Below are 25,031 nucleotides of genomic sequence, written 5' to 3'. Positions count from 1 at the left end.
CAGAACGTCGAGAGGACGACATTTGAATCATATCGCAGTCTATGCTATTTTTTTAATCGACATAGAAGTGGGAGCTCGCGCATCGCATTGCGGCTTGTAATAGCAATTGGCGTGTCCATCAGGCTGATGGTTTTCGGCCTTGCGATAGCTATTGGTAAGGCCGAGGCGAGGCGCAGATTCGAGGCTTACTGGCGGGTTATCAGAGAGATTGTATTGTAGAGGATAGGGAGATTATCACGGTGGAAATCGCAGAGCAAAAGGAAGAGATTGTTTCGGCCTTGTCAAATGCTACTGACAAGCTACAGCGGCTTCAGGACCATTTGATGAGCTCCGCATTCAGGTTGACCGGCGCCTCGGCAAAAGAGGAGATGCTTGCGGACATTTCCGAGGCGATTTCTCTTTTTAGGCCGGGCGTTGAAAAGCTAGCGGAAATCGTTGACGCGATCGAAAGCTAAGGCCGGAGTGAGGCGCTGACGTGGCCTGGGGCCGGGCATCAGCGCGAGTGGCTACACGAGCCTGCGTTGACAGCCTTCTAGGGCGAGTCAGTTCTTAACTTTGGTTTCTGGGAAGTAGTTTACGGCGAGTGGGCTCAAAGAATATGAGGAGAGTTTATGGTTAGTTCAAAGTTTGCATTCATTATGTCTCTCACTGCGATTATCGTTTGCTCAGCCGTCGTGGCGAGCGCTGAGCAAGCACCGCGGATTACGAACCTGACAGAGAGCGGACAGATGGTCTTCCGTGTTCGCGACAACCTGTCTGGCGTTGATGCCTCGTCAATCCGCGTCATTGTGGATGGGCAAGAGGCGCGGCCCGCGCTCACCAAAATACCGCTGGGATATCGGGTTTCATACACGCCGAGCGGCTCGTTGAGCGGTGAGTACAGCGTCGTCCTGTTCGCACGTGACATGGCCAAGAACGCGATGCGCAAGACGTATCGGTTTGGTGGCGCGTGCCGTGTAGTAGCCGAGGATGAGCCCAAGCCGCTACGAGAAATCGCCCTGGCGGAGCGCCCACTGCTCCATCGAGTCACCGATGCCGGAATGAACGCAATGCCATTTCTTGGCGCCTCACAAGCAAGGATGCGACTAAGCCCCGAGTGCAGCGGAACCGGCGGGCTGCGGTCTGTCTCGGCTCCGCAGCGCGTTTCGGCCGCGTTTCGGCCCGCGCCACTATTCGGTGTGGAAATATCAAGAGAACTGCGGGCAGCTGAGGCTGGGCAGATTTGCGACGTGATATTCACCGTGTCGGGAACGGGTGCTGCAACAGCAGGATACGAACTCTTCGTCGCCCTAATCGACCCGTCGGGAGAGGTCGTGTTCTACGAGCCGACGCCGGGCTGCCGCGGGACCCCGCTTGAACAGCTCGAGAGAACGGGCGAATCAGGGCTCAGAATGCGGCTGTCGTTTGTGCGAGACGAATTCTCGGGCAGCGGTTACACTTGGTGTGCGGCCGTCGCAAAGGCCCAAACCCCTGAGCAATTGGCAAGCAATGTGGCCGCCAGTGCCTTCGATGCCATACCGGACGGTTGCGACGTCCGGGCGTCGGGCGGTCTGGCCTCGTTCCCCTAACAATCGCAAGTGCTGTTCATCGCTCGCACGAGCTACGGCGCGGTCCGGTCCGCGATTGAGGCGGGGCTTCAGGCGTGTAAGTTCGATCCGGGCTCCAAGCGAATACTGATCAAGCCTAACATCGTCAACGTCCACGCGCCCGAGGTCGGTGCGACCGTTCATCCGGCTGTCCTCGAGGCCTTGCTGGGGCATTTCGGAGGGAAGCGCTGCGTCATAGCCGAAAGCTGCGTGCTCGGCGTTGACACCGACGAGACTTTCAGCAGGACAGGTCTTCTCAAGCTCGCCGCACGACACGGAGCCGAGCTTGTCAACCTACAGAAAGTGAAGCGCGTCCCGAGGCGATGGGAGTTCGGTGAGCTTCTGCTGCCGGAACTCCTCGACGAGTGCGCCTACATCAACGTGGCCAAGATGAAGACGCACATCCTGACTGGCGCGACGCTCTGCCTCAAGAATCAGAAGGGCATTCTGACGAACGAGGACAAGATGCGGTTCCACAGACTAGGCCTTGACAGGGCTGTTCCCGCACTTTACGAAGTCCTTAGGCCAGACTTTGCCATTATCGACGCCATCTGGGCGCTCGAGGGCGAGGGACCCGGGAAGTTCGGTGAGCGGAAGGACCTCAACCTGATGCTTTTCGGCAACGACGCTCTCGAGCTGGACAACCTCGCACTGAAGATAATGGGGTTTCAACTGGGCGAGGTTGGCCATGTCCCACCTGTCGAGCTGGGCGAGATTCAGGGAGCGAGGCTCGAGGACGTGCGGACGAGGTTCAAGCGCTCCAAGGGCTACTACAGGCAAATCAACCTGTTCTACTTCCCGTTCGGGGCCTGCTCTGGCTGCAGCAACGCCATCTCGGATGCGATTAAGGGCCTGATCAAACGGCCCTGGAGGCACCCGCTAAAGGTCCTAAGTTTCATACTCAAAGGAATCCTCGGCAAACGCGTGTTCATCGCAGGTCCCGACGCGGACTATCCTCACGTGTGCGGCCAGACAGTCTGCATCGGCAAGTGCTCAGCCAAGTTCGCAGCCCAAGAGAACCTGCCTCACGTCCCAGGCTGCCCGCCAAAGCCTGAAGACATCCTCCACGTCTTGTAGCCAGGCCGCAGGGGCTGGAGAGCCCCGGGCGCGCTCGCCCTTGTCTCCATGCAGCTAATTGCTGGGTCTGCCTACTCTGCCTTTGCTTGCCAACGCTGTTTGACCTTCTGGAAGTATTCGATCCGGGCTTCGATCTTGCCGATCTCCTTTGGGTAGAACTCAAGCATGATGTCGCAGAGCTCGAGCATCCATGCCTTGCGTGAATAGCGAGGTCTGACGCTGATGTAGTTTGAATTCGTGATCTGGATCTGTCCCCATCCCAAGGCTCCGACCGTGAGGCAGTCCCAGTCGAGGAATTCGATGGGTGCGAACGTTACCTCTGAGACCACGGCATGGGTCCCTTCGAGTCGGTAGTTCACAAGGATGAGTGCGAAGTAGTTGGCGTCATCCTCGTAGAAACGTGCAAGTCGCTCGACCGACGTAAGGTTGGGCATGTTGAACTTCGTGTCTTCGCGATGTGTCTTGACGTCAACGACATAGTAGAGGCCGTCACTGTCCTTGAACGCGAGGTCGGCCATGGCCCGGCGTGCGAAGTTGGCGGAGTATTCCGCACAATCCTCACCAAGAATGCTCTGGAAGTGGTCTCCAAGAATCCCCTCGATGGCGTCGCCGACCGCACGGGTACTGCGCGCAGTGCTGGGCGAAAGGAAATTTTCGTGGGCGTTGAGGAATTCCTTGGTCCGCTTGGCGATCTCCTCAAACCGGTTCGTCGAGAATATGCGGCTCTTCATGTTTCGCCTTCACCTCCCGATTCTGATGTCATCGAAAAAGGTGCGCTGCACCCGATTGGGGGCGCGCCTCGAGTCACGCCCGTTGTTCTGGTCGGTCAGGGTGTTTCGTTCCCAAAAAATACCGTCTGAGTATCCCTGAATGCTTGGTTCCCGTTCGGCGAGTTCGAGCCGCCTTTCTGCCAAGCAGCAGAACTCCGCATCAATCTCGATGCCAACGTAGTGGCGTCGGAGTTTCTTGGCAACCACTGACGTCGTTCCAGAGCCCAGGAAGGGGTCGAAGACGACATCGCCGACATTGGAACTGGCGAGGATGACCTTCGCGAGGAGCTTCTCAGGCTTCTGCGTGGGGTGGTCTGTGTTCTCCGGCATCGACCAGAAGGGAACAGTCATGTCCGTCCAGATATTCGAGGGATGCGTGATGCGGAAGTTGCCTTGATCGGTCTTCTCCCAGTCTTTGGGCCTCCCGCGGGGATCGGTGTACGGAGCAATGACACGCCGCTTCAGCTTCACATCGTCAACGTTGAAAACGTAGTCATCGGAAACGGTGGCGAACCAGATATCCTCCGTGTTGTTCTTCCAGTTAGTCTTGGCTCCCCGGCCTTTCTCGCGCTCCCACGAAATCCGATTCCTGACGTTGAAACTCCCGAGAAGAACTCGATGAATGGCCGCCGATGAGCGCCAGTCCCCGCAGACGTAAATAGACCCAGTGGGTTTCAAAAGGCGTCGCATCTCCGGCAACCACGAGCCAAGCCACGCCTCGTATTGGTCGAGGTCGGTCTGCTTAAACGTCCTGCCGTTGAACGACTTCGTCAGGTTGTAGGGCGGGTCGGCCACGATGAGATCAAAGACGCCGCACGGCAGACGAGGCAACACCTCAAAAGCGTCTTGGCAGATGGTCGAATCTAAGACCTCCGCCAATGAGACAGCGGAGTCAACATGTCGCAGTGCCTGCGAGCAGCGTCGCCGGTCTGCATCCGACAGGACAAGTGTTCTATTCTGTGGCGCTCGCAGTTTAACAGTCATGAGGATCTTGTATCGTTTTTGCCGGTCTTTCTCAAGACCCGATTATGGGGCCACCAGGACGTTCGCGTCTGACCGACGCATCATTATGTGTGTACGCGGTTTCTCGTGTTTGCCCAAGCAGGCGAGGCGCCCTTCGGCTGTGGGATCGGTCTCGCCAGCAGGCCGGCGGTTCGACAGTCTTCACGCCATCACAGCCTCGACCTCAGCCGGAATCTTGTTGAGGATCACTTCCTTCAGGTCAATCTTGTGGCTTGCATTGTCGATATCGATCCCGACCAGATTGCCCTCGGCATCGTAGTCCAAGACGATGCCCTCCGAAATCTCCTTGCTCTCCACACTCGGCTTGGACGAAAGGTCAATATACAGAGAATCGGTCTCCCGGTAGTAGTTCAGCTTCATCTCTTGAATCTCCTGCGCGGTCGTTTCCGCAGCACCTCGTTGAGGAAATAGTCTGTAAAACCGTACTCACTCATGGGTCGCATGATACGGCAGGCCCGCAGAGAAAGGAATCATTTGTTTTCTGGTCGAAGGGCACGTCCTACCGGGCCGGCGTGGCGAACCCTATGCCTTGCACAAACAAAGGGGGCAGAACGGTTGCCTGATTTTCTTGTCAGGCGGTGCTTTTTGCCATTTGTAGGAATGAAACCTCAGAGATATTCGCCTTCTCTTCTGCATGCTCTATTGTCATGCTAACAAGGTTGCCCTTCCCGTCCAAATCGATATAGAGGTTCTCCGATATCTCTCTTGTTTCCGCAATGGGTGCATCAGAAAGTTCAATCAGCGCAGTATCCGTGTCTGCAAAATACCGTATTTTCATGGCGTTTCCTCCCTGAAGTCTCTATCGAAAAAGGCGTTATGAACGGTTTCCCCATCTCTTAGGAGAATCACCCTCAGATACTTCCCAGCCTCCTCTATATAGCCCCATTTCCTTTGAACCGGGGGCTGGTCACATGGTCTGCTTCATTTGAATAGTCATGCTTTCGGAAGTTGGCGAAGCAGCTCCTTATCCATCATTGTATGGCATTTGCGCCTCTTCGACGCTTCGCTCATGCGTAGGCGAGGCGACCCTTCGGCTGGGGAATCGGCCTGCCGAGCTCTTCGGCAGTCTCGATCCACTCCTTGATGATCCGCTCGGCATTTGAGAGGGCTTCCTGGCGCGTTCTGCCGTCTGCCATGCAGCCTGCAAGCTCCGGAACCTCAGCAACAAACGCGCCGTCCGCCTCACTCCAAAAAATGATGATCTCGTATCTTGCATCCATGCTCATTCTCCCAATAGGAGGTTATACCTTAAGATCACATGCCTGACCTGCTTGACTTGGTATGGTTTTCCCTTTCCGTCTCTGGGCTGTAGATTGAGGATTTCTTCGACCCCCTCCATCGTGAAGATGTGGTGATCGCCCCTCACCCGTTCCTCAAAACCAAGTCGCTTGAGAAGCTCGCACAGCCCGTCAAAAGGGATGTTCGCGTCTGACCGACGCATCAGTATGTGCTGGTACAGCTTCTCGTGTTTGCCCATGACGACAACTTAACACAACCGCCAAACCCGAGCAAGACGCTGAAGGCGCTGCTGGCGCAACGAAGTCCTAGGGGTGGGCCTCTAGACGCTTGGCCTGGACCTGTCTGTTCGGGAGATAGGTTCAATAGGATGTCCGGAAACGTACCTCCAGGCGACGAAGCTCTTCCGAGAAAGCTTTCACATCCGGAGGTGTCAGTGTCAGAGAGAGAACCAACGATTCGGGTTCCTTCGTCTTCTGATATCGGGATATTGAACTGCTGATCTCATCCGGCAGAGTCCGTGACCAGTTTTCTAGTTGAGCAAGGAACTTCTGTGACCACCCGTAAAGGACGGTGAGAGCGCCAGCGAACTCCTCTTCCACCTCAGCCTGCTTGCACTCCAAAGACCACTCAATCAGTCGCTGGTAGACCTGCCCTAACCTTCGTGCCACGTAGACAATCTTTCCGACATCTCCTGGAGCACCCAGAGCTTCTGCGAGAGCAACGTTGACCATCTTGTCTGCGGATTTGACCAAGGAGATCATTTCCCCGGACTTGATCTGAGTCCAATCGCGGAATCCTTGGAGGTCACCCAGACGAACACCTCGGCCAAGGGTAATACCGTACTCCAAATCCCTCTTGATGGCAGACGAACGGGCGACCTCATCGGCAAAAACCTGCGCGAAGAGCAAGTATTCCCATGCAAATGGCTTTTGAACGGCGAGCATCAATGCTTTTGCCGATAGATCTTGCAGCGATTCGGATACGCCCGAACCCATCACCTTGCTGCGGATATCGAGCGCGTCTTTGAATAGGTATGCCATTTGTTTCCGAAGAGTATCAATAATGTCTTGGGCAGATTCGAAAGGGAAAGTCCAAGTTTCCTCAGGATCACGGAGCCACTCCACGAACTCGAAGAGCTTTGCTGAGTCGACTACGGAAGTGAAGTCAGCAGATTTGTTGTTCTGCCAGACCGGAAGATTCGCAAGGATTCCCTTTTGTATGAATACATATCGTGGGATGCCCTTTGCTTTCGCTTGTAGATATTCGAGATTGGTAACGGACTTACCGGTGTCAGTCTCCGATCCGTATCGGCCCCCTATAATCAAGACAAACACGTCTGCTTTGTCTTTGACAGCTGCCAGGCAGTTGCCCACGGCATCAAGGCTTGGGTCAACCGGAAACGAATTGAACTCAGATAGAACTGGCATCATGCCGAGCGACTCGATAAAGAGGCGCAAGTCATGGCGAACCTGAGCGAGGTCATAACAGGTCGAACTGACGAATACTGATGGCTGGTGTGCTATCGGCATCTCATCTCCTCTCTCTCCCGGAGGTTGCGGCCTAGTGCCGGCTGTAACCCGTCGGTTGCATCCTGTTTGTTAGGCCTTCTCTTCATTGTTATAACCATCTGGCACCAAGGATACAACATTCGTGGCCACAAAGTCAATCGCGAGCGTTCCGTTCCAACCAATTGCGGATTGTGCCGCTTGTGAATCATTCATGCGAGCGGGCGGTTTTTATGCAACTTGTGACCATCGACAGGGCCTCATTCCCTCGTGCCTTCAGGCAACAGCTCTGATCCCTCCTCAAACACAGCCTCTACGTAGAGCACGCATACATAGGGCTCGCTCTCTCTGTGACTCTGTGTCTCGGTGGTTATTCCTCAGGCCGGAGAACTTAACCCGTCTCAGATTGGTTTATGAATTATCCGGATTAGAACGTTGCTGCACTTGGCTTGACGTTGCGGGTTTGTAGCAATAGCCTTCGGCTTTCTTTGGAGGAGTTATGCGACCAGTAGGAATTGTTCGACCCAGGGACCTGACCGAGGGCAGCGTCCTTCACAACGTCATATCAATGGGCGTTCCCTCGATGATCGGCTTCGGCACGACTATGGTCTGTGCGCTGTTCGACATCTATTTCTTGGGGCTTATCGGCAGCTCAGCCGTGGCGGGGATGACGCTCTTTGGGGCGTTCGCAGGTGTTCTCTCCACGACCAACTCCCTCGTCGGCTCAGGTTCAGTATCCGTCATCTCGAGGCGCTTCGGGGAGAAGGACTACGAGGGAACGGAGAATGCGATCAAGCAGACGCTCTTGCTCAAGTTCGGGTTCGCCATTCTTGCGGGCGGAGCGGGTCTTTGGCTTCTTCGCTCGGTTCTTTTGTGGATGAACGCCGAGCCACTAGTGGCCGCGCTCGGTTCTGAATACGGCTTCTGGATATTCATCGGTCTGCCGTTCAACTTCGTCTCGTGGAGCATGTTCACGGCGTTCAGGGGGATGGGCGATGCACGGCGCGCGATGCATCTGATGTTTCTCACAACCGGGCTGAACATAATCCTTGCACCGCTCATGATGTTCGACAGTTCGCCCTTATCGCTGCACATCGGCGGATGGGAGATACTCCGCAAGGGCGCCGGGATTGGCCTCGGGCTTGGCGTCAGTGGTTCAGCCATCGCGAAGGGAATATCGCTTCTCGTATGCTGCATCGCCGGCTTTCTCATGCTGCACTCACCAAAAACGAGCGTGAAGTTTAGACTCTTAAAGGGCTGGATGCCTGACCTGGACGTCATGGCGAGGATTCTCAAGGTCGGCGCGCCTCCCTGGCTCGAGGGGATCGCGAGGTCCGTTGCCGGGTTCGCAACCGCGTACTTCGTCGCACTGTTCGGCACGACCGTCGTTGCAGCATACGGTTTCGCGGGCCAGATACTTGGTTTCACAACTATCTTCGCAGTCGGAATGGGACTTGGCTCGTCGGCGATCGTCGGCCATTGCCTGGGCGCATGTCGCAAGCAAATGGCACTTAAGACCGTGAAGACCGCAACTGTGGTGGCGTTCTTGATGTGTGCGCCCATAGGTGCGGGCATCTTCATCTTTGCGCCTCAGCTGATGGGCGCGTTCACGGCCGATGCAGCGGTCGCAAGGGTGGCTGTCATCGCCCTCAAGATCATGGTCTTCTCCGCCTTGCTCCAATCGGTCAGGCTCGTTCTCGTCAGCGCCTTCAATGGCTCCGGGGACACGCTGCCGCCGACCGTAATAGGGCTCTTGGCCGAGGCACTGCGGCTCAGCCTAATGGCGGTCGCCATCTACGCCTTCTCCGCGACCGAGGCGGTGATATGGTGGGCTTTCATAATTGGGAGCGTCTTCGATACACTGCTGATCGCCTCGTGGTACAGAAAAGGAAGGTGGCTTGAGCGTTCGGTCTAGGCCGAGCGCTCCCACAACGGGCCGATACAGGCCGACATGCGCCAAAGGAGCTTTGTGTCCAGCGACATGACAAAACGAGCAGTTGCCCGAACACAATCGCCCAGCCCAGAGCGCAAGCGGCTTGATAGCACGCAGATAGCGGCCGACTTCGGGCCAAAAGGGCCGATCGCAAAGCGCGCAGTTCAAGACCTCTGCGACGCACTGGCCGAAGGCAGCGACGAAGAGGAGCTATTTGCGGCATGGAACGCCAGCCAGGCCCTCCCGTCCGGGGCCAAGAATCTGCTTGCTGATCCCGATTCCACACCGTTTGGCCGGGCTTTTCGCCACATCAATGCAGCGCCTCGGCAGCTGCTTTTCGCTGTCCAGACCTATTACGCCCTCGTGGTCAAGGCAGTCGCCGCCTACGCAGTCTCGCACCGTCTCGAAAGCGCGATTCAGTCCAACTACGAGCCACTTTCGCCCTCAATTGACCAGCTCCTGTCAATCGAGAACGGACACGCATTCCGAAAGGTCGGCATAGGCAACTTCCCCGCGGACGACTGTTTTGGATGGTACTCGAGCGCATTTCCGGACCGCGCGAACCTCCTATTCCGAGAGATGACCAAGCGGCTGTCGAGCTACGAGCTGGGACCGCGTCCGGACGGCAGCGCTGACGCCCACGAGCTCTTCGGGGAACTCTACGCCTCGCTCATCCCACGTGTGCTCCGACACTCACTCGGCGAGTACTACACGCCGGAGTGGCTAGTGGATTTCGTTCTGGACAGCGTTGGATACGACGGCGACCCGTCTATGAAGCTGATCGACCCGTCGTGCGGCTCCGGCGCCTTTCTGACGCGCGCCCTCGGCCGGACTCTGAGCGCAGCACCGACTGGACCCCGTGAAGCCTCGTCGAGAAAGCGTCATTTGCCCAGCATCGTCGGTGTTGATGTCAACCCACTGGCGACCCTCGCCGCAAAAGCCAACTACATCATCACGATTCGCTCAATGCTGCCGTTTGATCGCTGCCTCGATATCCCAGTTCATACGTTCGACTTAATCACAGAACAGGACGAAGAACGGAAGTCTGGAGGCCTATCGTCCAGAACCGCTACTGAACTGAACGAAGGTCGCTTTGACCTGGTCGTAGGCAATCCCCCCTGGGTGCTCTGGGACAACCTTTCAAAAGAGTATCGCGAGGCCACGAAACCGCTCTGGAGCGATTACGGTCTCTTCTCGCTTGCGGGCAACAAGGGCCAAATGGGCGGCGCCAAGAAGGACCTCTCCATGCTATTCGTCTATCGCTCCGTTGACCGCCTCCTGAAGAATGGCGGCAAGCTCGGCTTTCTGATCACCCAGAGCGCCTTCAAGACACGAGGCGCTGGCGAGGGCTTCCGACGTTTCTTCTTCCGCGGGCGCCCGGGGACAGTGTTCATAAACGTGAAGGCTGTGCACGACCTGACAGCCCTCTCGCCATTTCCCGACGCCGCGAACCGCACAGCGCTTTTAATATGCGAACGCTCAGACAGCCCGACCCGCTATCCCGTGCCCTACACCGTCTGGAGCAAAAGGCGGGGTGGCCAGACGACACTACCCGCCGACCGCGCCTCGCCCATCGACCTCGCCGAGCGGTCGGAGCTCGTAGCCTCACCGGTTGATAAGGAGAGGCTGGGGTCCTCTTGGCTGACTGTGCCTTATGGTCTTATGGAGCCGATCCGCAAGATGATCGGCCCGTCGCCCTACAAGGCCTGGGAGGGCGTGAACTGCGCGGGCCTTTCCGGCTGCTTCATCGTCAGGATTGTTGAGTCGCTTCCGAACGGCGATCTCGTCATCGAGAACATCCACGACATTGGGAAGATCATGGTCAAAAAGGTCAGGGCTGTTATCGAGCCGGACCTCGTCTATGCACATCTTCTGGGCCGCGACCTGAGGAAATGGGACGCCCGCCCGTCTGTGCACGTGATCCTTGCCCAGGACCCCAAGACGCGAAGAGGCATCGCCGAGGAGACCATGAAGGCCAAATACCCCCAAACGCTGATGTACCTCAGCCGGTTTGAGCGGCAGCTCAGGCAACGGGCTGCGTTCAAGAAATACTTCACCCCAAAGCGCCACCCTTTCTGGTCGATGTTCAACGTCGGGACCTACACGCTTGAAAGATGGCGGGTCGGCTGGCGGATAATGGGCTCCAAGATGGAGGCTGCTGTCCTGCCGTTCGAGGGCGAAAAACCCGTCCTGCCCCACAACACACATGCGTTCGTCGCCTGCAGGAGTGAGGACGAGGCGCACTACCTCTGCGCGATGCTCAACTCCTCGCTCGTCAACTTCCTGGTGCGCAGCTACTCAGTCGCCGGCGGCAAGAGCTTCGCCCCGCCGCACATCATGGAATACGTCAAAATCCCCGAATACGATGCGAGCAAGAGTCTCCACGCCGACCTCGCGCAGCTCTCAAGGACATGCCATCACGCCGCAGACCAGGGGCAGCTCGAGCTCTTGTCCGCAGCCCAGCCCGCGCTCGACCGCCTCGCCGGCAAATGCTTTGGTATTAGTGCTTCCAGTTGTCAAAGGCTGCACGGATGAGCTTCTGAGGCGCGCGGTGGGCTCTGCAGTTCAAGATGGACCATGGGCGCCATGCTTTGTGGCGATCCGCTGGCCGTCTTTGCTGAAAAGGCGGAAGCGGGCGAGGCGCCATTTGTGGAGGATGAAGCGGATGCAGGTCCAGAGGACGCCGAGGCCGTATTTCACGCTTCGCTTGAAGCTGATCGACGATGCCTCGGCGAAATACTTCGTGGGGCAGGAGACCTCGCCAATCCTGAGGCCGAAGAATATGGCCTGCGCAAGTATCTCGTTGTCAAACACAAAATCGTCAGAGTTCTCAAGCAGAGGCAGCCTGAGAAGCGACTCGCGCGAGAATGCCCTGAAGCCGGTGTGGTATTCGGAGAGCTTATGGTTCAAGAAAACATTCTGGACAAAGGTGAGAAGCCTGTTCGAGAAATACTTATACAGAGGCATGCCACCGGCAAGTGCGCCGACTCCCAGTATCCTCGAGCCAAGCGCAACGTCGAACTCCCCGCTGGCTATCATCGCTGCCAGTGCAGTGATCAGCTTGGGCGTGTACTGGTAGTCAGGATGCATCATGACGACAACGTCCGCTCCGGCCTCAACAGCTTCGGTGTAACACGTCTTCTGGTTGCCTCCGTATCCCAAGTTGTGATCGTGGACGAACACTAAAAGACCGAGCTTCTTGGCGATTCTCGCGGTCGCATCGGAGCTGGCATCATCGACCAGTATTATCTGATCGACAACATCTTTGGGAACGTCATTGTAGGTGTCTAGAAGCGTCTTTTCGGCATTGAAGGCCGGCATTACGACTACTATCTTCTTGCCGTTCAACATATCCTACACCACTTCACGAGATCGATGCGCCCTTAATGGCGTTCACAAATGGATATACATCCCACAAATCGGCTTTCTCATCTCGCGCTGCCCACGGCCACGCTATTGTCTCAGCATACCACAACAACTGAGCTCATTGAGTCATTCTGATTTCGCGAGGTGTCGGGACTCAGGCAGAGGAGTTTTCGTAATCGTATTCGGGCCTGCTCAACTGACGGCGTTCTTGCCGCATCCCCGCAAGGGGATGAACGTGAATAGCCGTAGGCGCCGGCCGCAGGCCCAGCCTACGGACAGGCGGCCCCAAGCACCCTGAAAAGCGACCCCAAAGGGGTCGAACGATAGCTTTGGCCGCTGCATTTGTTCGACCCCTTTGGGGTCGCGAGGATACCGACGTGAACGGATCCCGTGGGTTTACACCCACGGCTACTATTGTCGCCCCCCTTCGGGGGACTGAAACGCAGCGTGACGGCAACCCTAATTCCACTTCTGTTCTTGACCAAAACCAAGACCCGGAGCCAACAACCCAACACTATCCTCCCCAAGATTACGAAAACTCCTCGACTCAGGCAACCTTGACCAATAGCGAGTTAAATGCCAATGATCCAATGGTCATTGAAGGCTTCTGCCCGCAATGATTCTGTTGGAAGTTCCTGTGCTCAGGTTCGTGGTGTTCAGAGGGGGTGATGGCGAGTGTTGAAGTTCGTTCATGCGGCTGATATTCATCTCGACAGCCCTTTTGTGGGTCTTGCTGAGGCGGCGCCCGATGTGCAGAAGCTCCTCTGCGAGGCCACGTTCAAGGCCTTCGACAACGTCATCGGTCTGTGCCTCGAAGAACACGTTGATTTTCTGCTTCTGGCGGGCGACATCTACGACGCCAAGGACCGCAGCCTGCGGGCACAATTGCGGTTTAGCGACGGTCTTAAGCGGCTGGACGAGGCGGGCATCCGAACGTTCGTTGTGCACGGCAATCACGACCCGCTTGATGGGTGGAAGGCGAATCTCAAATGGCCTGACCGTGTCCACGTCTTTGGCGCAGAGCGCGTTGAGTCGGTGGTCTATGAGCGGGATGGCGAAGCACAGGCGATAATCCACGGCGTGAGCTTTGGCAAGGCCGAGGTCAGGGACAACCTGGCCGCAAGATTCAGCAGGCAGGATTCTCCTCTGTTTCAGGTCGGTCTTCTGCACTGCAACGTTGGCGCCGCCAGTGGCCACGAGAACTACTCGCCCTGCACACGGCAGGACCTCGAGCTTTCGGGTCTCGATTACTGGGCGCTGGGTCATGTCCACAATCGTCAGATACTCAATGAGCGTGGGCCTTATGTGGCGTATTCCGGCAACACTCAGGGCAGGCACATCAACGAAAGTGGCCCGAGGGGATGCTTTCTCGTGTCGGTTGATGATTCCGGCGGTGTTGAGGCGCGGTTCGTTCCAACCGACGTCGTCCGATGGCAAAGCGCAGATTTCTCGATCGAGGGCATAGCGGACATCGATGGCCTTATTGATGAGATTTCGCGATGCCTTTCGGACCTTCACAACGCGTCCGATGGCCGGCCGACAATCTGTCGGCTGACTATTACCGGCAGGGGGCCAATGCACTCCGAACTGTGCAATTCGTCTCGCCAGGATGAGTATCTGGAGGAGATTCGGCGCATCGGAGCGTCGCTTGCGCCCGCTGTCTTTATTGCGGACGTTAGGTTGAGCACCGGGCCGGACCTGGACATCGACGTTCGCATGAAGTCGCAGGACATCGTTGGGGATTGCCTGCGCCTCGTGCGTGAGCATCAGACTGATGGCGAGCGGCTGAGGGAGCTTGGAGGCTGCCTCGATGAGCTCTTCAATCATCGAGACGTCAGGAGGTATCTCGAGCGTTTTGACGACCAGGCTGTCATTGAGATGCTGCAATCTGCGCAGTCGTTGTTGCTGGATGAGCTGTTGGGAGCGCAGGAGTGAGGATCAGGGGCCTCCGGCTTGATGGTTTCGGCCTGTTCTGCGGCCAGCAGATTGACGACGTGCCGCCCGGGCTTTGTGTGTTTTTCGGTGATAACGAGGCCGGGAAAAGCACTCTGCTGGCATTCATCAGGTCCATGCTATTTGGCTTTCCGGGGGGGAAGGCGAACAGGTACGAACCTCTTAGGGGGGGCAACTACGGCGGTTCTCTGGCCTTGCTGACCGACGCTGGCGAGGAATACGTTGTCAGGCGCACAGCGTCTCGCAAGGTGGCGGGCGAGGTCTCAATCACGTGTCCGGACGGCTCGGCAGCGGGCGAGGATTTCATGCCGAATCTGCTCGGCTCTGCTACGCGGGACCTGTTCGAGAGCATCTTTGCGTTCAGCCTGATGGAGCTTCAGGAGCTCTCGAAGCTGACAAGCGAGAAGGTTAAGGGCGTCATCTACAGTGCGGGAATGGGGAGTCTGAGGAGGTCGCTGCCTGCTCTCTATGCCGAGCTGGATAATCGGATGAGCGAGATATTCAAGAAAGGCGGCAGAACTCCTGAGATAAACCAGGTTCTGAAGGACTTGGACAACGCAGGCAACCGGCTCAGGGCAATCGAGGACGCCACTGGAAGGTATGACGATCTGAAGGGCAGATTCTCCCAATCGGAGGAGGAGATTGAACGGCTGGAACAGAAAAGAAGAGACCTGTCTCTCAGGCTCAAGGCGCTAGAGCGGTGCTTAATGGCGTGGGACCCTTGGATCGCTTTAGAATCTGCAAGGTCGGAACTTGAGAAGGTTCCGGTGGTCGAGCGATTCCTCGCTGATGGTCTGGCGGAGCTCAAGAGGCTTCAGCAGGGTCTGGAAGACGCAAAGGCGCAGTTCGGGGACAGCGTCCAGAGGGCGGCGAATCAGAAGAAGAAGCTGGAGCAGATAGATGTGGATGAGCCCCTGCTGGCGCAAGCAAACGCGATACACCGTCTCCAGAAGGGCAGAGACCGTTATGATGACGCCGTGAGGGACCTGCCGGCCCGAGAACAGGAGTACAGAGATGCAAGCAAACGGCTCAGCGATAAGCTGTCAGAACTTGGGCCGGACTGGGACCGGGAGAAGCTCCTCTCGTTTGACGTATCGGTTGGCAGGCGGGAATCGATCAGAGATCGTCAGGGAAAGCTTGAAGATGCTCGCGAGAAAGAGAGCGACGCCAGAAACTCCCTCAATGCTGCGACAAGGGCAGCTGAGACAGCGTTAATAAAGGCGGATGAGCTGAGAGGCGCGTTCGAGGCAATTCCCGAACCCCCAGCTAAGGAAGAGAAACCATTACTTGACCGAAAAGAGCGCTTGAAAGAAATCGAAAGGTTGCTCGGCAAAAGGCTCAGGCATTCGGATTTGGTCGAAAACCTCAAAAAACGCGAGGCCGACCTTCAGACCCAGACTTTGCCCTGGCAAGCTGGAAGAAATGAGCCATCTCGGACATCGTTTCGATGGTTGTCGTTCTTGGCCCCGGTCGCCGGTATTGTCGTTGCCGCAAGCACGTTCAGAGAGAGTGCGGCTCTTGCCATTACGGTTTTAGTTGTCGGTCTGATTCTCGGTTACATCCTGCACCGAGCTTGGCGTCAGCAAAGGGTAACAGATGCACTCGTGGAGAGGCAGATTGAGCAGGTTGAATCCCGGATTAGGGACATCCAGCATGAGAGAGAAACCACCGTAAAGGAGCTTGAAAATATCGAGGCTAGCATTCGCCAAAATAAATCTCTTATGGGCATTGAGTATCAGCTGGATGAAAGTAACATAGAACGAGAGACCGCTCGCGCGGAGAGTGCGCTTGAGGAGTGCAGGGACTGGCGCAAGGCGAGCTCTGAGTGGGAGGCATCCCAGAGAGCGGCGGACGAGGGAAAGCGGCAGGTGGAGGCCGCGGCCAAAAAGCACGACGATGCCCTGAAGGTTCTTAACGCAACCCGGGCAGAATGGCGAGAATGGCTTGTCAATGCAGGGCTTTCGGAGAACCTATCTCATTCTGGTGCGCTCGAGGTCCTCTCCGGTATCGATACATGCAGAACCATCGATGATGAGGCCCAGAAGCTATCGAATCGGATAGAGCTCATGAGCAGCGTGGTCCACAAGTACTCGGATGATGTGGGGGAAATCGCTCGTGCTTGCCTAAGGCAGCTCCGAAGTGGCGATGATCCTGGTGTTTTTCTGGACGCATTATCCGAGGATTTGAGAAGGGCCGAGGAGAATAAGGCCATGCGCGAGAAGATCGAGGAGTCGCTTTCGGAGACCACAGAGCGCGTGGGCGACCTACATAAGCAGATCGGCGATCTTGAATCGAGCATCCGCGAGCTTCTTGAAAGCGGCGGCGCCGCAAGCGTAGAGGAGTTTCAGGAGCGTGCCAAGTGGTACGAGCGCCGTCAAAAGCTCGAGGACGAGGCGCGGCGGAATCACAACGAGCTTCAGCGTATCGCAGGTCCCGGCAAGCTTGAGGAGCTCGAGGCGCGGCTTCGAGCATCCTCAAAAGATGAGTTGGAGGTTGAGCGCGATGACCTCAAAGAGGAGCTGGAGCAGGTTGACAAGTTAAGGGAGGAAATGCTCGACCGGCGGGGCTCGCTCAGGAAGGAGCTTGCACAGCTCGAGGCGGAGGATGAGTCGTCCGAGCTTAGGCTCAGGGAGCAGGAATTGAAGGCCAAACTGGATCAAGTCGCTCGTAGGTGGTGCGTTCTTCGTATTTCGAGAGAGATATTGCGGCAGGCTCAGGATATTTACGAGCGCGAGCGTCAGCCTGGCGTCGTTCGGGAGGCCAGTCTGCTTTTCGAGAAGATGACCCACGGCCGGTATGCAAGAATAATAAGGCCTTTAGGCGAGAAGGCGACGTTTGATGTTCTCACCCCGAGACAGGAGCGACGCGAGATAAGTCAGCTGAGCCAGGGCACCAAGGAGCAGCTGTTCCTTGCGCTGCGCTTTGGGCTTGTGCAAGAGTTTGCGCAGAAGCACGAGAGCTTGCCGCTTGTCATGGACGACGTGCTAGTGAACTTCGATTATCATAGGGCTCGCGCCACGGCGGAAGTCATCTATGAGCTAGCGAAGACGCATCAAGTTTTGCTTTTCAGCTGTCATCAGGAGACGCTCGAACTCGTTCGCAAGGTCGCGCCTGGGACGCAGGTCTTTACACTGAGCGACGGCACGGTCAAGAGAGGATGGTCCGCAGATTACGCAGATTGAGGCAAACGAGGGCGGAGAAGCCGGTAGGGGCTCGCCGAATTGCCCGCCTTCCCGTATGAAATCGCGACATTAGCAAGAGTGGACGCAAGCCCCCTACAATCTGTGTAATCGGCGGATAACCTCCTCCGCGAGCTAAGACTTGGCCAGAAACCCGGACTGCACCTTGATGAGCGCGTTTTTGACCTCAGAGCCGGTGCTCTGCAGTTCCTCGCAGAGAGCCTCAAATATGGCATGTACAATCTGGTTCCGCTCGGCCTCCAGGTCCTTGATTTTCTCACGCATGTTGAGGACGACCTCTATGCCGGCGAGGTTGACGCCCAGCTCGTTGGCCAGCCTCAGGATCATCCTCAGCTTCGTGACGTCTTCCCGCGAGTAGAGCCGAGTGTTGCCCTCGGTTCGGGTCGGCACCACGAGTCCCCGTCGCTCGTAATGCCGCAAGGTCTGGGGGTGAACGTCCATCATCTGGGCCACAATACCGATAGAGAAGAACTCTTTGCTCTCGTCATCCATTTCCAACACCTCGAATCTCAAGAGCCGCCAAGCGAGGCCCTTGGGTTTTCTGGACTCAACCTGCCGAACTCCCTCATCAGCTGCCTCATCTCCTCGCTCATCTTCTTTGGCACAACGATCTTGACCGTTACATATTGATCACCGCGAGCCCCCGATTTGCGAATCTGAACGCCCTTGCCTAAAAGGCGAAGCGTCTGCCCAGACTGCGTGCCGGGCGGGATTCGCATGTTGGCTTTGCCATCTATGGTCGGTATCTCAATTTTCGCGCCAAGCACCGCCTCGGGCACTGAGATAGGCACCTCACAGTAGATATTCGGGCCCTTCCGAGTGAAAAGGGGATGCTGCTGCACGCTGAAAGTGATGTACAGGTCTGAAACGCCGCCGGGGCCCTCATTGCCCTTTCCGGGTATGCGGATCTTGCCTCCATCATCGATCCCGGAAGGGACCGTTACCCTAATGCGCTCGGTCTTGATCGTTGCTCCCTTTCCGCCACAGTCGCGGCACGGGCTGCCAACCTTCCCGCTCCCTCCGCACCGTGGACAGACCTGCACCACGTTACCAAAGCCAGGCATCGCGCTTTGAGTTTTTCCCGTGCCCCCGCAAGTCGGGCAGGTCGAGCTTGACCCAGGACCGGTCCCCGTGCCTTTGCACGCGCTGCAAAGGACCTCTCGTCTCAGCGAGATAACTGCCTTGCGGCCCCTGACAGCGTCCATGAAACCGATCTCCATCCTGTAGTGAATATCCTGCGGCTTTCTGGGCGCAGCTTCGGCCCCCGCTCCGCGACCAAAGGAGTTTTCCTGGCTAAAAATGCTGCTAAACATGTCCCGGAAACTCCCGAAGCCGGAAGCGCCCTTTGCGCCTCGGCCGAACGCGCTGAAATCGAGATTGCTGAAGTCAAAGCCCTGAGCGCCGGCACCACCGGTCTGGCTGGCATAACCTTTCGTGAACATCTCGTGGCCGAGCTGGTCATACTGTTTCCGGAGCTTCTCGTCGGAGAGGACGCGATACGCCTCCGCGACCTCCTTGAACTTTGCCTCAGCTTTCTTATCGCCAGGATTGACGTCTGGATGATACTTCCGGGCTAGTTTCCTGTACGTGGATTTGATCTCTTTGGCTGAGGCGCCACGGCGAACGCCCAGAGTCTCATAGTAGTCTCTCATCGCTTGATTCCTACATCGAATAAAGCCGACACGAATCTGGCGGAGGCGCTAGCCCCCGCCAGCTCTCCGAAATCCGTCAGAAGTCGGTCTAGTCAACTTCCTCGTATTCCGCATCGACCACGTTGTCCTCTGTCTTGCCGCTTGGCTCCTCCTGAGATGCAGTCTGCTGGCTTGCCCCGGCGCCGGGCCCCTGGGGCTGCTGCTGTTGCTGCGTAGCCGTCTTATACATTTCCTCGGCAATCTTGTGAGATATCCGTGTTATCTCCTCCATCGAGGACCTGATCCGTTCAGTATCCTCAGACTCCAACGCCTTCTTACCTGTCTCAATCGCCTTCTCGGCCGTATTCACATCCGCTATCGGAATCTTCTCCTTGTTGTCCCTGATCGTCCTCTCGGCTTGGAAAATCAACCCATCAAGCTGGTTCCTCAGGTCAACCTTCTCTCGCGTCTTTTTGTCCTCATCTGCGTGTGACTCGGCCTGCTTCACCATCTTCTTGATCTCAGCTTCGTCAAGACCGCTGGAAGAGGTTATTGTGATCTGCTGCTGCTTGCCAGTCCCAAGGTCCTTCGCAGAGACGTTCACGATGCCGTTCGCGTCGATGTCAAACGTTACCTCGATCTGCGGCACGCCACGAGGCGCGGACGGGATGCCAACGAGCTGGAATCTGCCCAGAGTCCTGTTGTCAGCGGCCATCGGGCGCTCGCCCTGAAGCACGTGAATCTCGACCGTTGTCTGGTTGTCCTGAGCGGTTGAGAATATCTGGCTTTTCTTGGTCGGGATGGTCGTGTTCCGCTCGATCAGAACCGTGCTGACCGCGCCCAGTGTCTCAATCCCTAGCGACAGCGGGGTAACGTCCAGAAGGAGCACATCCTTGACGTCGCCGGACAGAACACCGCCCTGAATGGCCGCGCCAACCGCCACGACCTCGTCAGGATTCACACCCTTGTGCGGCTCTTTGCCGAACAGGTCCTTAACTATCTGCTGAACCTTCGGGATACGCGTCGAGCCTCCCACCAGAACCACCTCGTCCACCTGATTAGTAGAGAGTCGCGCATCCTCAAGTGCTCTCTTGCAGGGGCCGATGGTCCTCTCAAGAAGGTCGTGAACAAGGCTCTCAAACTTCGACCTCGAAAGCTTCATGCTAAGGTGCTTCGGACCACTCTGGTCAGCCGTTATGAACGGGAGGTTGATGTCCGTCTCCGCCACCGTTGAAAGCTCCATCTTGGCCTTCTCGGCAGCCTCCTTCAGACGCTGAAGCGCCGATTGGTCAGCAGAGAGGTCAATCCCCTGGTCCTTCTTGAACTCGGCCGCCAGCCAGTCGATTATTCGCTGGTCTAGGTTATCACCGCCAAGATGCGTGTCGCCGTTCGTTGCTTTTACCTCAACTACGCCCTGGCCTACCTCCAGAATGGAGATGTCGAACGTCCCCCCCCCGAAATCGTAAACGGCGATCGTCTGGTCCTCTTTCTTGTCGAGCCCGTAGGCCAGCGCCGCAGCTGTCGGCTCATTGATGATCCGCTTCACCGTCAACCCAGCGATACGTCCGGCGTCCTTCGTCGCCTGACGTTGGCTGTCGTTGAAGTAGGCCGGCACAGTGATGACCGCCTCAGTAACCTTCTCGCCGAGATAATCCTCCGCCGACTGCCTCATCTTCTGTAGAATGAGGGCCGATATCTCCGGCGGCGAGAACTTCTTCCCTTGAGCTACCACTCGAACGTCCTGATTCGGCCCCGTAACTACCTTATACGGCACCATCGTCATCTCTTCTGAAACCTCATTGAACCGCCGGCCCATGAACCGCTTGATCGAATAGACCGTGTTCGTGGGATTGGTTACCGCCTGACGCTTCGCGATCTGGCCCACAAGCCGCTCGCCCTTATCCGTGAATGCCACCACGGATGGCGTCGTTCGACCGCCCTCGGCGTTCGCGATCACGGCCGGCTCACCGCCCTCCATTACGGCGACGACGCTGTTGGTCGTCCCGAGGTCAATGCCGATTATCTTTCCCATGATGTCCTTGCCTCCTAAAGTTTATTGTGTTTCATATTGGCGTATTGTAGCCATTCATAAGCACTATAAAACCTGAGTCGCAATTTGTCAAGTTTCTTGCAACCAAAATGACAGCAAATGAGGAGTTCCCCCATTCCTCTCCCGACAGCGGGAACAGATGGGTTATGGGCGTATGCCAGCTTCCCCTGGCGTGGATACTTTCCCCGTAGGGGGAACACGTGAGTAGCCGCAGGTGAAACCTGCGGACAGGTTGTCCCAAACCTCCTGAAAACCGACCCTAAAGGGGTCGAACGATACCGTTAATCTCTGAATTTGTGCGACCCCTTTAGGGTCACCAAGACGGATTTGGGCACGCCCATGACCCCGCGTTGCACACGGGGCTACTCACGTCAGGCCCTTTCAGGGCCACATCAGCCGAGCTTGCCAATTCCACTTATTCAACGTCCAAATCGGCACAGCACAGCCCATAACACAACCTACTCAAGCCAAGTTTTGGGGAAACTCCTGGACAATAAATCACCCACCTACAACTCAGAATCACACCCAGGGGTAACTGAACGTAAGTCGCAGCCCGGGCCAGGTCCCGGGCTTCTTGAGGCTTCGGCTACTTCTCTGCTCTTCTCCGTCCAGAGAGGAGCAGGACATTCCTCATCTTCTCTACGCTGGTAGCGGCTAGCCATCTCTGCTCGAATCCCTTCTCCTGGGCGATCTGAGAGATCGCCATTAGCGCCCGCAGATGATAGTTTCTCTCGTCCCTCGTGCCAACGAGGATGAAAGCTGTATGCACGTGTTGCGTCTCCCCGCAGAACTCAATGCCCTGCCGGCAGCGAACCAACGCCATACTGAAGAGGTGATCTCCATCGACTATGATGTGTGGGATAGCGATCCCATGGCCAACGACCGTGCTCGATTCCTTCTCCCTCTCAAGGAATAACCTCTCGAGCTGAGGCGCGGCGAGCCCCAGCCGAGGCGCAAGTGCCTCGGCGACGAGCGAGAACATCTCCTCGCCGGTAACCGCCCGTTCGATGTCTATGATCTGACACTCCTTGATCAGCCGGTCGAAGCGGTCCTCGACGATCTCGTCCCTCTCCAGAACGATCTTTCTCAGTTCTCTCTCGAGTGAACCATCGACTAGCTCCTTTGACGTGAGCCTTTCGACGAGATGAACGAGCGCCGATTGTCTTGTTGCGCAGACTCTGCAATAGGCCGCATACCAGCCGGTCGCTGCCAGGCAGAACAGTGCCGTGATGATTATGGGCAGAAGCCCCATCTTGACAATCAGGAAACCATACAGCCCGATTGCGGCAATCTGTGTCCAGGGATAGAACGGCGCGCGAAACACCGGCCGATAGCCCTGTACCTTGCTCTCTCGCATCACGATGACCGCCACGTTTACGAGCGCGAAGAGGATCAGCATCATGGTCGATGCAGTCTTGACGAGATTCTCAATGGACAGAAAACCGATAACCAGCACGATGAATGCCGATGTGATGACAACGGACAGATAAGGTATTCTGCGAACGGGGCTGAGTTTTTGAAGGAATCCGGGCAGTAGGCCGTCCCGGCTCATCGCCATCGGGGACCGGGAGGCGCTTGCGATCCCGCTGTTAGCGGTCGTAACAAACGCCAGGATGGCCCCAATGGCAAGCGCCACGGTTCCCAGGCGGCCCATCGAGACGCCAGCGCCAAGCGACAGAGGCGTTAGGGACCCGGACAGCGTATCCGGTTCGACCAGCCCCACTGTCACGAACACAACTGATACGTAAAACGCGCTCACAACGAGGAAAGCCATGAACATCCCAAGCGGGATGTTTCTCCCCGGATTCTGTACTTCTTCGGCAACGCTGGCAATCTTTGTGAGCCCACCGAAAGATACAAAAACCAGCCCGACTGTGGCGAAAACCGCGCCAAATCCATTGGGCATGAAATCGGCGAACCGCTCGACATTTACATGCCCCACTCCTTTACCAACATAGATAAGCAGGATCACGAGAAGGATGAGGACAAGGGCTATCTGGGCCCTGCCCACACTTTTTATACTCCGCAGGTTCAGGATCGTGAAAATGAGACAGAAGACGATGGCTACCAGCTTGACCTGCAACGAGGTAAGGTCCGGATAGACAAGCGCTGCAAATGCACCGATTCCAAGAAGCGCAAAGGCGCTCTTCAATGCGATTGAGAGCCAGTTTGACAGGCCCGCCAGCGTCCCCGCCAGCGGTCCCAAGCTGCGCTCTATAAAGAAGTAACTACCGCCGGCTTTGGGCATTGCTGTCGCGAGCTCTGCCTTTGACAGCATTGACGGTATCACGAGGACAGACGCGAGTGCGTATGCCAGAACAACAGCCGGCCCGCAGACCCCAAAGGCGATGCCAGGCAGCACGAACAGGCCGGAGCTGATCATGCTCCCAGCCCCCATGCAGAATACACCGGGTAGGCCCAGGCCTTTTTTTAGCTTGATCGGCGAATCTCCTGTCTCACAATACGCAGTTGGGCTTCTCGGCCAGGGTCGCAATCGCAATGGCCGCGATGCCCTCGCTTGCGCCGATGAAGCCCAGGCCCTCAGTGGTCGAGGCCTTCACACTCACGCGGGAGGCGGCGAGGTCAAGGGCGCCGGCGATCGCATTGCTCATCGACGCGTAATGCGGCGCAAGTTTCGGCTCCTGTGCGACAATAACGCAGTCTATGAACGTGGGCGCAAGGCCCGCCTGAGCCAGCATCTCGCCCGCCCTCGCCAAGAGGTCAAGGCTGAATGCGCCTTCGTAGCGGGCGTCGGTGTCCGGGAACTGCTGGCCGATGTCGGGCAAGCAGGCCGCTCCGAGAAGCGCGTCGGCGATTGCATGGCAGAGGCAATCACCGTCAGAATGGCCTAGAAGGCCCTTAGAATAAGGGATTTCTACGCCGCCCAGCACGAGCTTTCGCCCAGTCACAAGCCGATGGCAGTCGAAGCCTATTCCGAAGCGAACCATTCCTTGCTCCTTGCCTCTAGCAGCGCGCTTGCAACGACAAGATCGTCCTGAAAGGTTACCTTCATATTCCAGCGGTTGCCTTGTAGGACCTTGACCCTGCCACCTATCGCCTCGACCAACTGAGCGTCGTCGGTGGCGGCCAAGCTCGTTGCTCTTGCCTGCTCATGCGCCCTAAGCAGCCACTCTTTCCTGAAAACTTGCGGAGTCTGCACCGCATATAGGTTCTCTCGCGAGATAGTGCGCTCGATGACGTTTCCGGCCGACTTCTGTTTGAGCGTGTCGGTGATCGGCGTCGCATAAACTGCACCAGCATAACCTATGAGCGCCTCGATTTGCGAGGTTACCCAGTCGCTCTCGAGCATCGGTCGGGCAGCATCGTGTATCACCACGACCTCTGCGCGTTCGTCGCACGCCCGCAGGCCACTGTAAACGGAGTCCTGCCGGCGCGGGCCGCCCCGAATCACCTTTTTAAGCTTCGTGAACCGCCCTGTGCCCTCAACCGAAGCGAGGCGCTGCTTGCCCCCCTCGAAGAGCACAAGAACGACCTCCGATACTGGATCACAGCTCTCGAGGGCTTGGAGCGAGTAAAAAACCATCGGGACGCCGCAGATTCTGACGAACGGCTTCGGGACGGCCGAACCCATTCTTATGCCTGAGCCACCTGCAACCACGACAGCTGATACAAACATCACTTGCCGCCTGCTAGACGCTCGCTCATGATTGCTTGCCATGCCTCATCTGTGTGGCAGG

General features: G+C 57.0%; 22 protein-coding genes. 8 read left to right on the top strand and 14 right to left on the bottom strand.

Translation table 11 applies throughout. The features are described from left to right. The 4 genes from VM163_13045 to VM163_13030 all read left to right on the top strand — a co-directional run. A partial coding sequence (locus VM163_13045; protein ID HUT04806.1) for a hypothetical protein occupies nt 1-219 on the top strand: 219 nt, incomplete at its 5' end. 20 nt (nt 220-239) lie between these two features. Beyond that, a complete protein-coding gene (locus tag VM163_13040) occupies nt 240-455 on the top strand; it encodes a hypothetical protein (GenBank protein HUT04805.1) in 216 nt (71 codons plus the stop codon). A gap of 156 nt (nt 456-611) precedes the next feature. After that, entirely contained in the window at nt 612-1,568 is a 957-nt protein-coding gene (locus VM163_13035; GenBank protein ID HUT04804.1) for a hypothetical protein, read from the top strand. A 9-nt stretch (nt 1,569-1,577) separates the two neighbouring features. Continuing rightward, the gene (locus VM163_13030) at nt 1,578-2,663 is read left to right on the top strand and encodes a DUF362 domain-containing protein (GenBank protein ID HUT04803.1); all 1,086 of its coding nucleotides are present in this window, start codon (nt 1,578-1,580) and stop codon (nt 2,661-2,663) included. 71 nt (nt 2,664-2,734) lie between these two features. On the opposite strand, the gene VM163_13025 is transcribed toward VM163_13030, so the two are convergent. The 7 genes from VM163_13025 to VM163_12995 form a co-directional block, all read right to left on the bottom strand. Continuing rightward, nucleotides 2,735-3,394 carry a hypothetical protein gene (locus tag VM163_13025; GenBank protein ID HUT04802.1) on the bottom strand — a complete coding sequence of 220 codons (660 nt, stop codon included), beginning with the start codon at nt 3,392-3,394 and terminating at the stop codon, nt 2,735-2,737. Nucleotides 3,395-3,403: 9 nt separating this feature from the next. Then, the gene (locus tag VM163_13020; GenBank protein ID HUT04801.1) at nt 3,404-4,417 is read right to left on the bottom strand and encodes a site-specific DNA-methyltransferase; all 1,014 of its coding nucleotides are present in this window, start codon (nt 4,415-4,417) and stop codon (nt 3,404-3,406) included. 180 nt (nt 4,418-4,597) lie between these two features. Continuing rightward, entirely contained in the window at nt 4,598-4,816 is a 219-nt protein-coding gene (locus tag VM163_13015; GenBank protein ID HUT04800.1) for a DUF2283 domain-containing protein, read from the bottom strand. 211 nt (nt 4,817-5,027) lie between these two features. After that, nucleotides 5,028-5,234 carry a DUF2283 domain-containing protein gene (locus tag VM163_13010; GenBank protein HUT04799.1) on the bottom strand — a complete coding sequence of 69 codons (207 nt, stop codon included), beginning with the start codon at nt 5,232-5,234 and terminating at the stop codon, nt 5,028-5,030. Nucleotides 5,235-5,463: 229 nt separating this feature from the next. Next, the gene (locus tag VM163_13005; GenBank protein HUT04798.1) at nt 5,464-5,676 is read right to left on the bottom strand and encodes a type II toxin-antitoxin system HicB family antitoxin; all 213 of its coding nucleotides are present in this window, start codon (nt 5,674-5,676) and stop codon (nt 5,464-5,466) included. A gap of 2 nt (nt 5,677-5,678) precedes the next feature. After that, nucleotides 5,679-5,933 (bottom strand): type II toxin-antitoxin system HicA family toxin, encoded by a 255-nt coding sequence (locus VM163_13000; protein ID HUT04797.1) that lies wholly within the window; start codon nt 5,931-5,933, stop codon nt 5,679-5,681. Between the two features lie 121 nt (nt 5,934-6,054). Beyond that, on the bottom strand, nt 6,055-7,224 hold the full coding sequence (locus VM163_12995) for a DUF4062 domain-containing protein (protein HUT04796.1): 1,170 nt from the start codon (nt 7,222-7,224) through the stop codon (nt 6,055-6,057). Nucleotides 7,225-7,699: 475 nt separating this feature from the next. Between VM163_12995 and VM163_12990 the strand changes: the two genes are divergently transcribed. Both VM163_12990 and VM163_12985 read left to right on the top strand, forming a co-directional pair. Then, a complete protein-coding gene (locus VM163_12990; GenBank protein ID HUT04795.1) occupies nt 7,700-9,115 on the top strand; it encodes an MATE family efflux transporter in 1,416 nt (471 codons plus the stop codon). A gap of 66 nt (nt 9,116-9,181) precedes the next feature. After that, nucleotides 9,182-11,668, top strand: a complete 2,487-nt coding sequence (locus VM163_12985) for an N-6 DNA methylase (GenBank protein HUT04794.1) — start codon at nt 9,182-9,184, stop codon at nt 11,666-11,668. Nucleotides 11,669-11,698: 30 nt separating this feature from the next. On the opposite strand, the gene VM163_12980 is transcribed toward VM163_12985, so the two are convergent. Continuing rightward, nucleotides 11,699-12,484 carry a glycosyltransferase family 2 protein gene (locus tag VM163_12980; protein HUT04793.1) on the bottom strand — a complete coding sequence of 262 codons (786 nt, stop codon included), beginning with the start codon at nt 12,482-12,484 and terminating at the stop codon, nt 11,699-11,701. Nucleotides 12,485-13,174: 690 nt separating this feature from the next. On the opposite strand from VM163_12980, the gene VM163_12975 reads away from it, so the two are divergent. Together VM163_12975 and VM163_12970 are read left to right on the top strand one after the other, a co-directional pair. Further along, complete coding sequence (locus tag VM163_12975) at nt 13,175-14,434, top strand: DNA repair exonuclease (GenBank protein ID HUT04792.1); 1,260 nt, start codon at nt 13,175-13,177, stop codon at nt 14,432-14,434. Continuing rightward, nucleotides 14,431-17,634 (top strand): AAA family ATPase, encoded by a 3,204-nt coding sequence (locus tag VM163_12970; GenBank protein ID HUT04791.1) that lies wholly within the window; start codon nt 14,431-14,433, stop codon nt 17,632-17,634. The genes VM163_12975 and VM163_12970 overlap by 4 nt, the downstream gene beginning before the upstream one ends. 132 nt (nt 17,635-17,766) lie before the next feature. On the opposite strand, the gene VM163_12965 is transcribed toward VM163_12970, so the two are convergent. The 6 genes from VM163_12965 to ispD form a co-directional block, all read right to left on the bottom strand. Then, nucleotides 17,767-18,144, bottom strand: a complete 378-nt coding sequence (locus tag VM163_12965) for a helix-turn-helix transcriptional regulator (GenBank protein ID HUT04790.1) — start codon at nt 18,142-18,144, stop codon at nt 17,767-17,769. 17 nt (nt 18,145-18,161) lie between these two features. Continuing rightward, entirely contained in the window at nt 18,162-19,304 is a 1,143-nt protein-coding gene (gene dnaJ / locus VM163_12960) for a molecular chaperone DnaJ (GenBank protein HUT04789.1), read from the bottom strand. An 88-nt stretch (nt 19,305-19,392) separates the two neighbouring features. Beyond that, the gene (gene dnaK, locus VM163_12955; protein HUT04788.1) at nt 19,393-21,315 is read right to left on the bottom strand and encodes a molecular chaperone DnaK; all 1,923 of its coding nucleotides are present in this window, start codon (nt 21,313-21,315) and stop codon (nt 19,393-19,395) included. 604 nt (nt 21,316-21,919) lie between these two features. Further along, the gene (locus VM163_12950; GenBank protein HUT04787.1) at nt 21,920-23,827 is read right to left on the bottom strand and encodes an amino acid permease; all 1,908 of its coding nucleotides are present in this window, start codon (nt 23,825-23,827) and stop codon (nt 21,920-21,922) included. After that, nucleotides 23,790-24,281 (bottom strand): 2-C-methyl-D-erythritol 2,4-cyclodiphosphate synthase, encoded by a 492-nt coding sequence (ispF, locus tag VM163_12945; protein ID HUT04786.1) that lies wholly within the window; start codon nt 24,279-24,281, stop codon nt 23,790-23,792. The genes VM163_12950 and ispF overlap by 38 nt, the downstream gene beginning before the upstream one ends. Further along, nucleotides 24,263-24,970, bottom strand: a complete 708-nt coding sequence (gene ispD, locus VM163_12940) for a 2-C-methyl-D-erythritol 4-phosphate cytidylyltransferase (GenBank protein HUT04785.1) — start codon at nt 24,968-24,970, stop codon at nt 24,263-24,265. The genes ispF and ispD overlap by 19 nt, the downstream gene beginning before the upstream one ends. Nucleotides 24,971-25,031 lie beyond the last annotated feature (61 nt).

Source organism: bacterium (genome assembly GCA_035527515.1).
Lineage (GTDB): Bacteria > B130-G9 > B130-G9 > B130-G9 > B130-G9 > B130-G9.
This window is presented reverse-complemented; position numbering and strand designations above follow the sequence as displayed.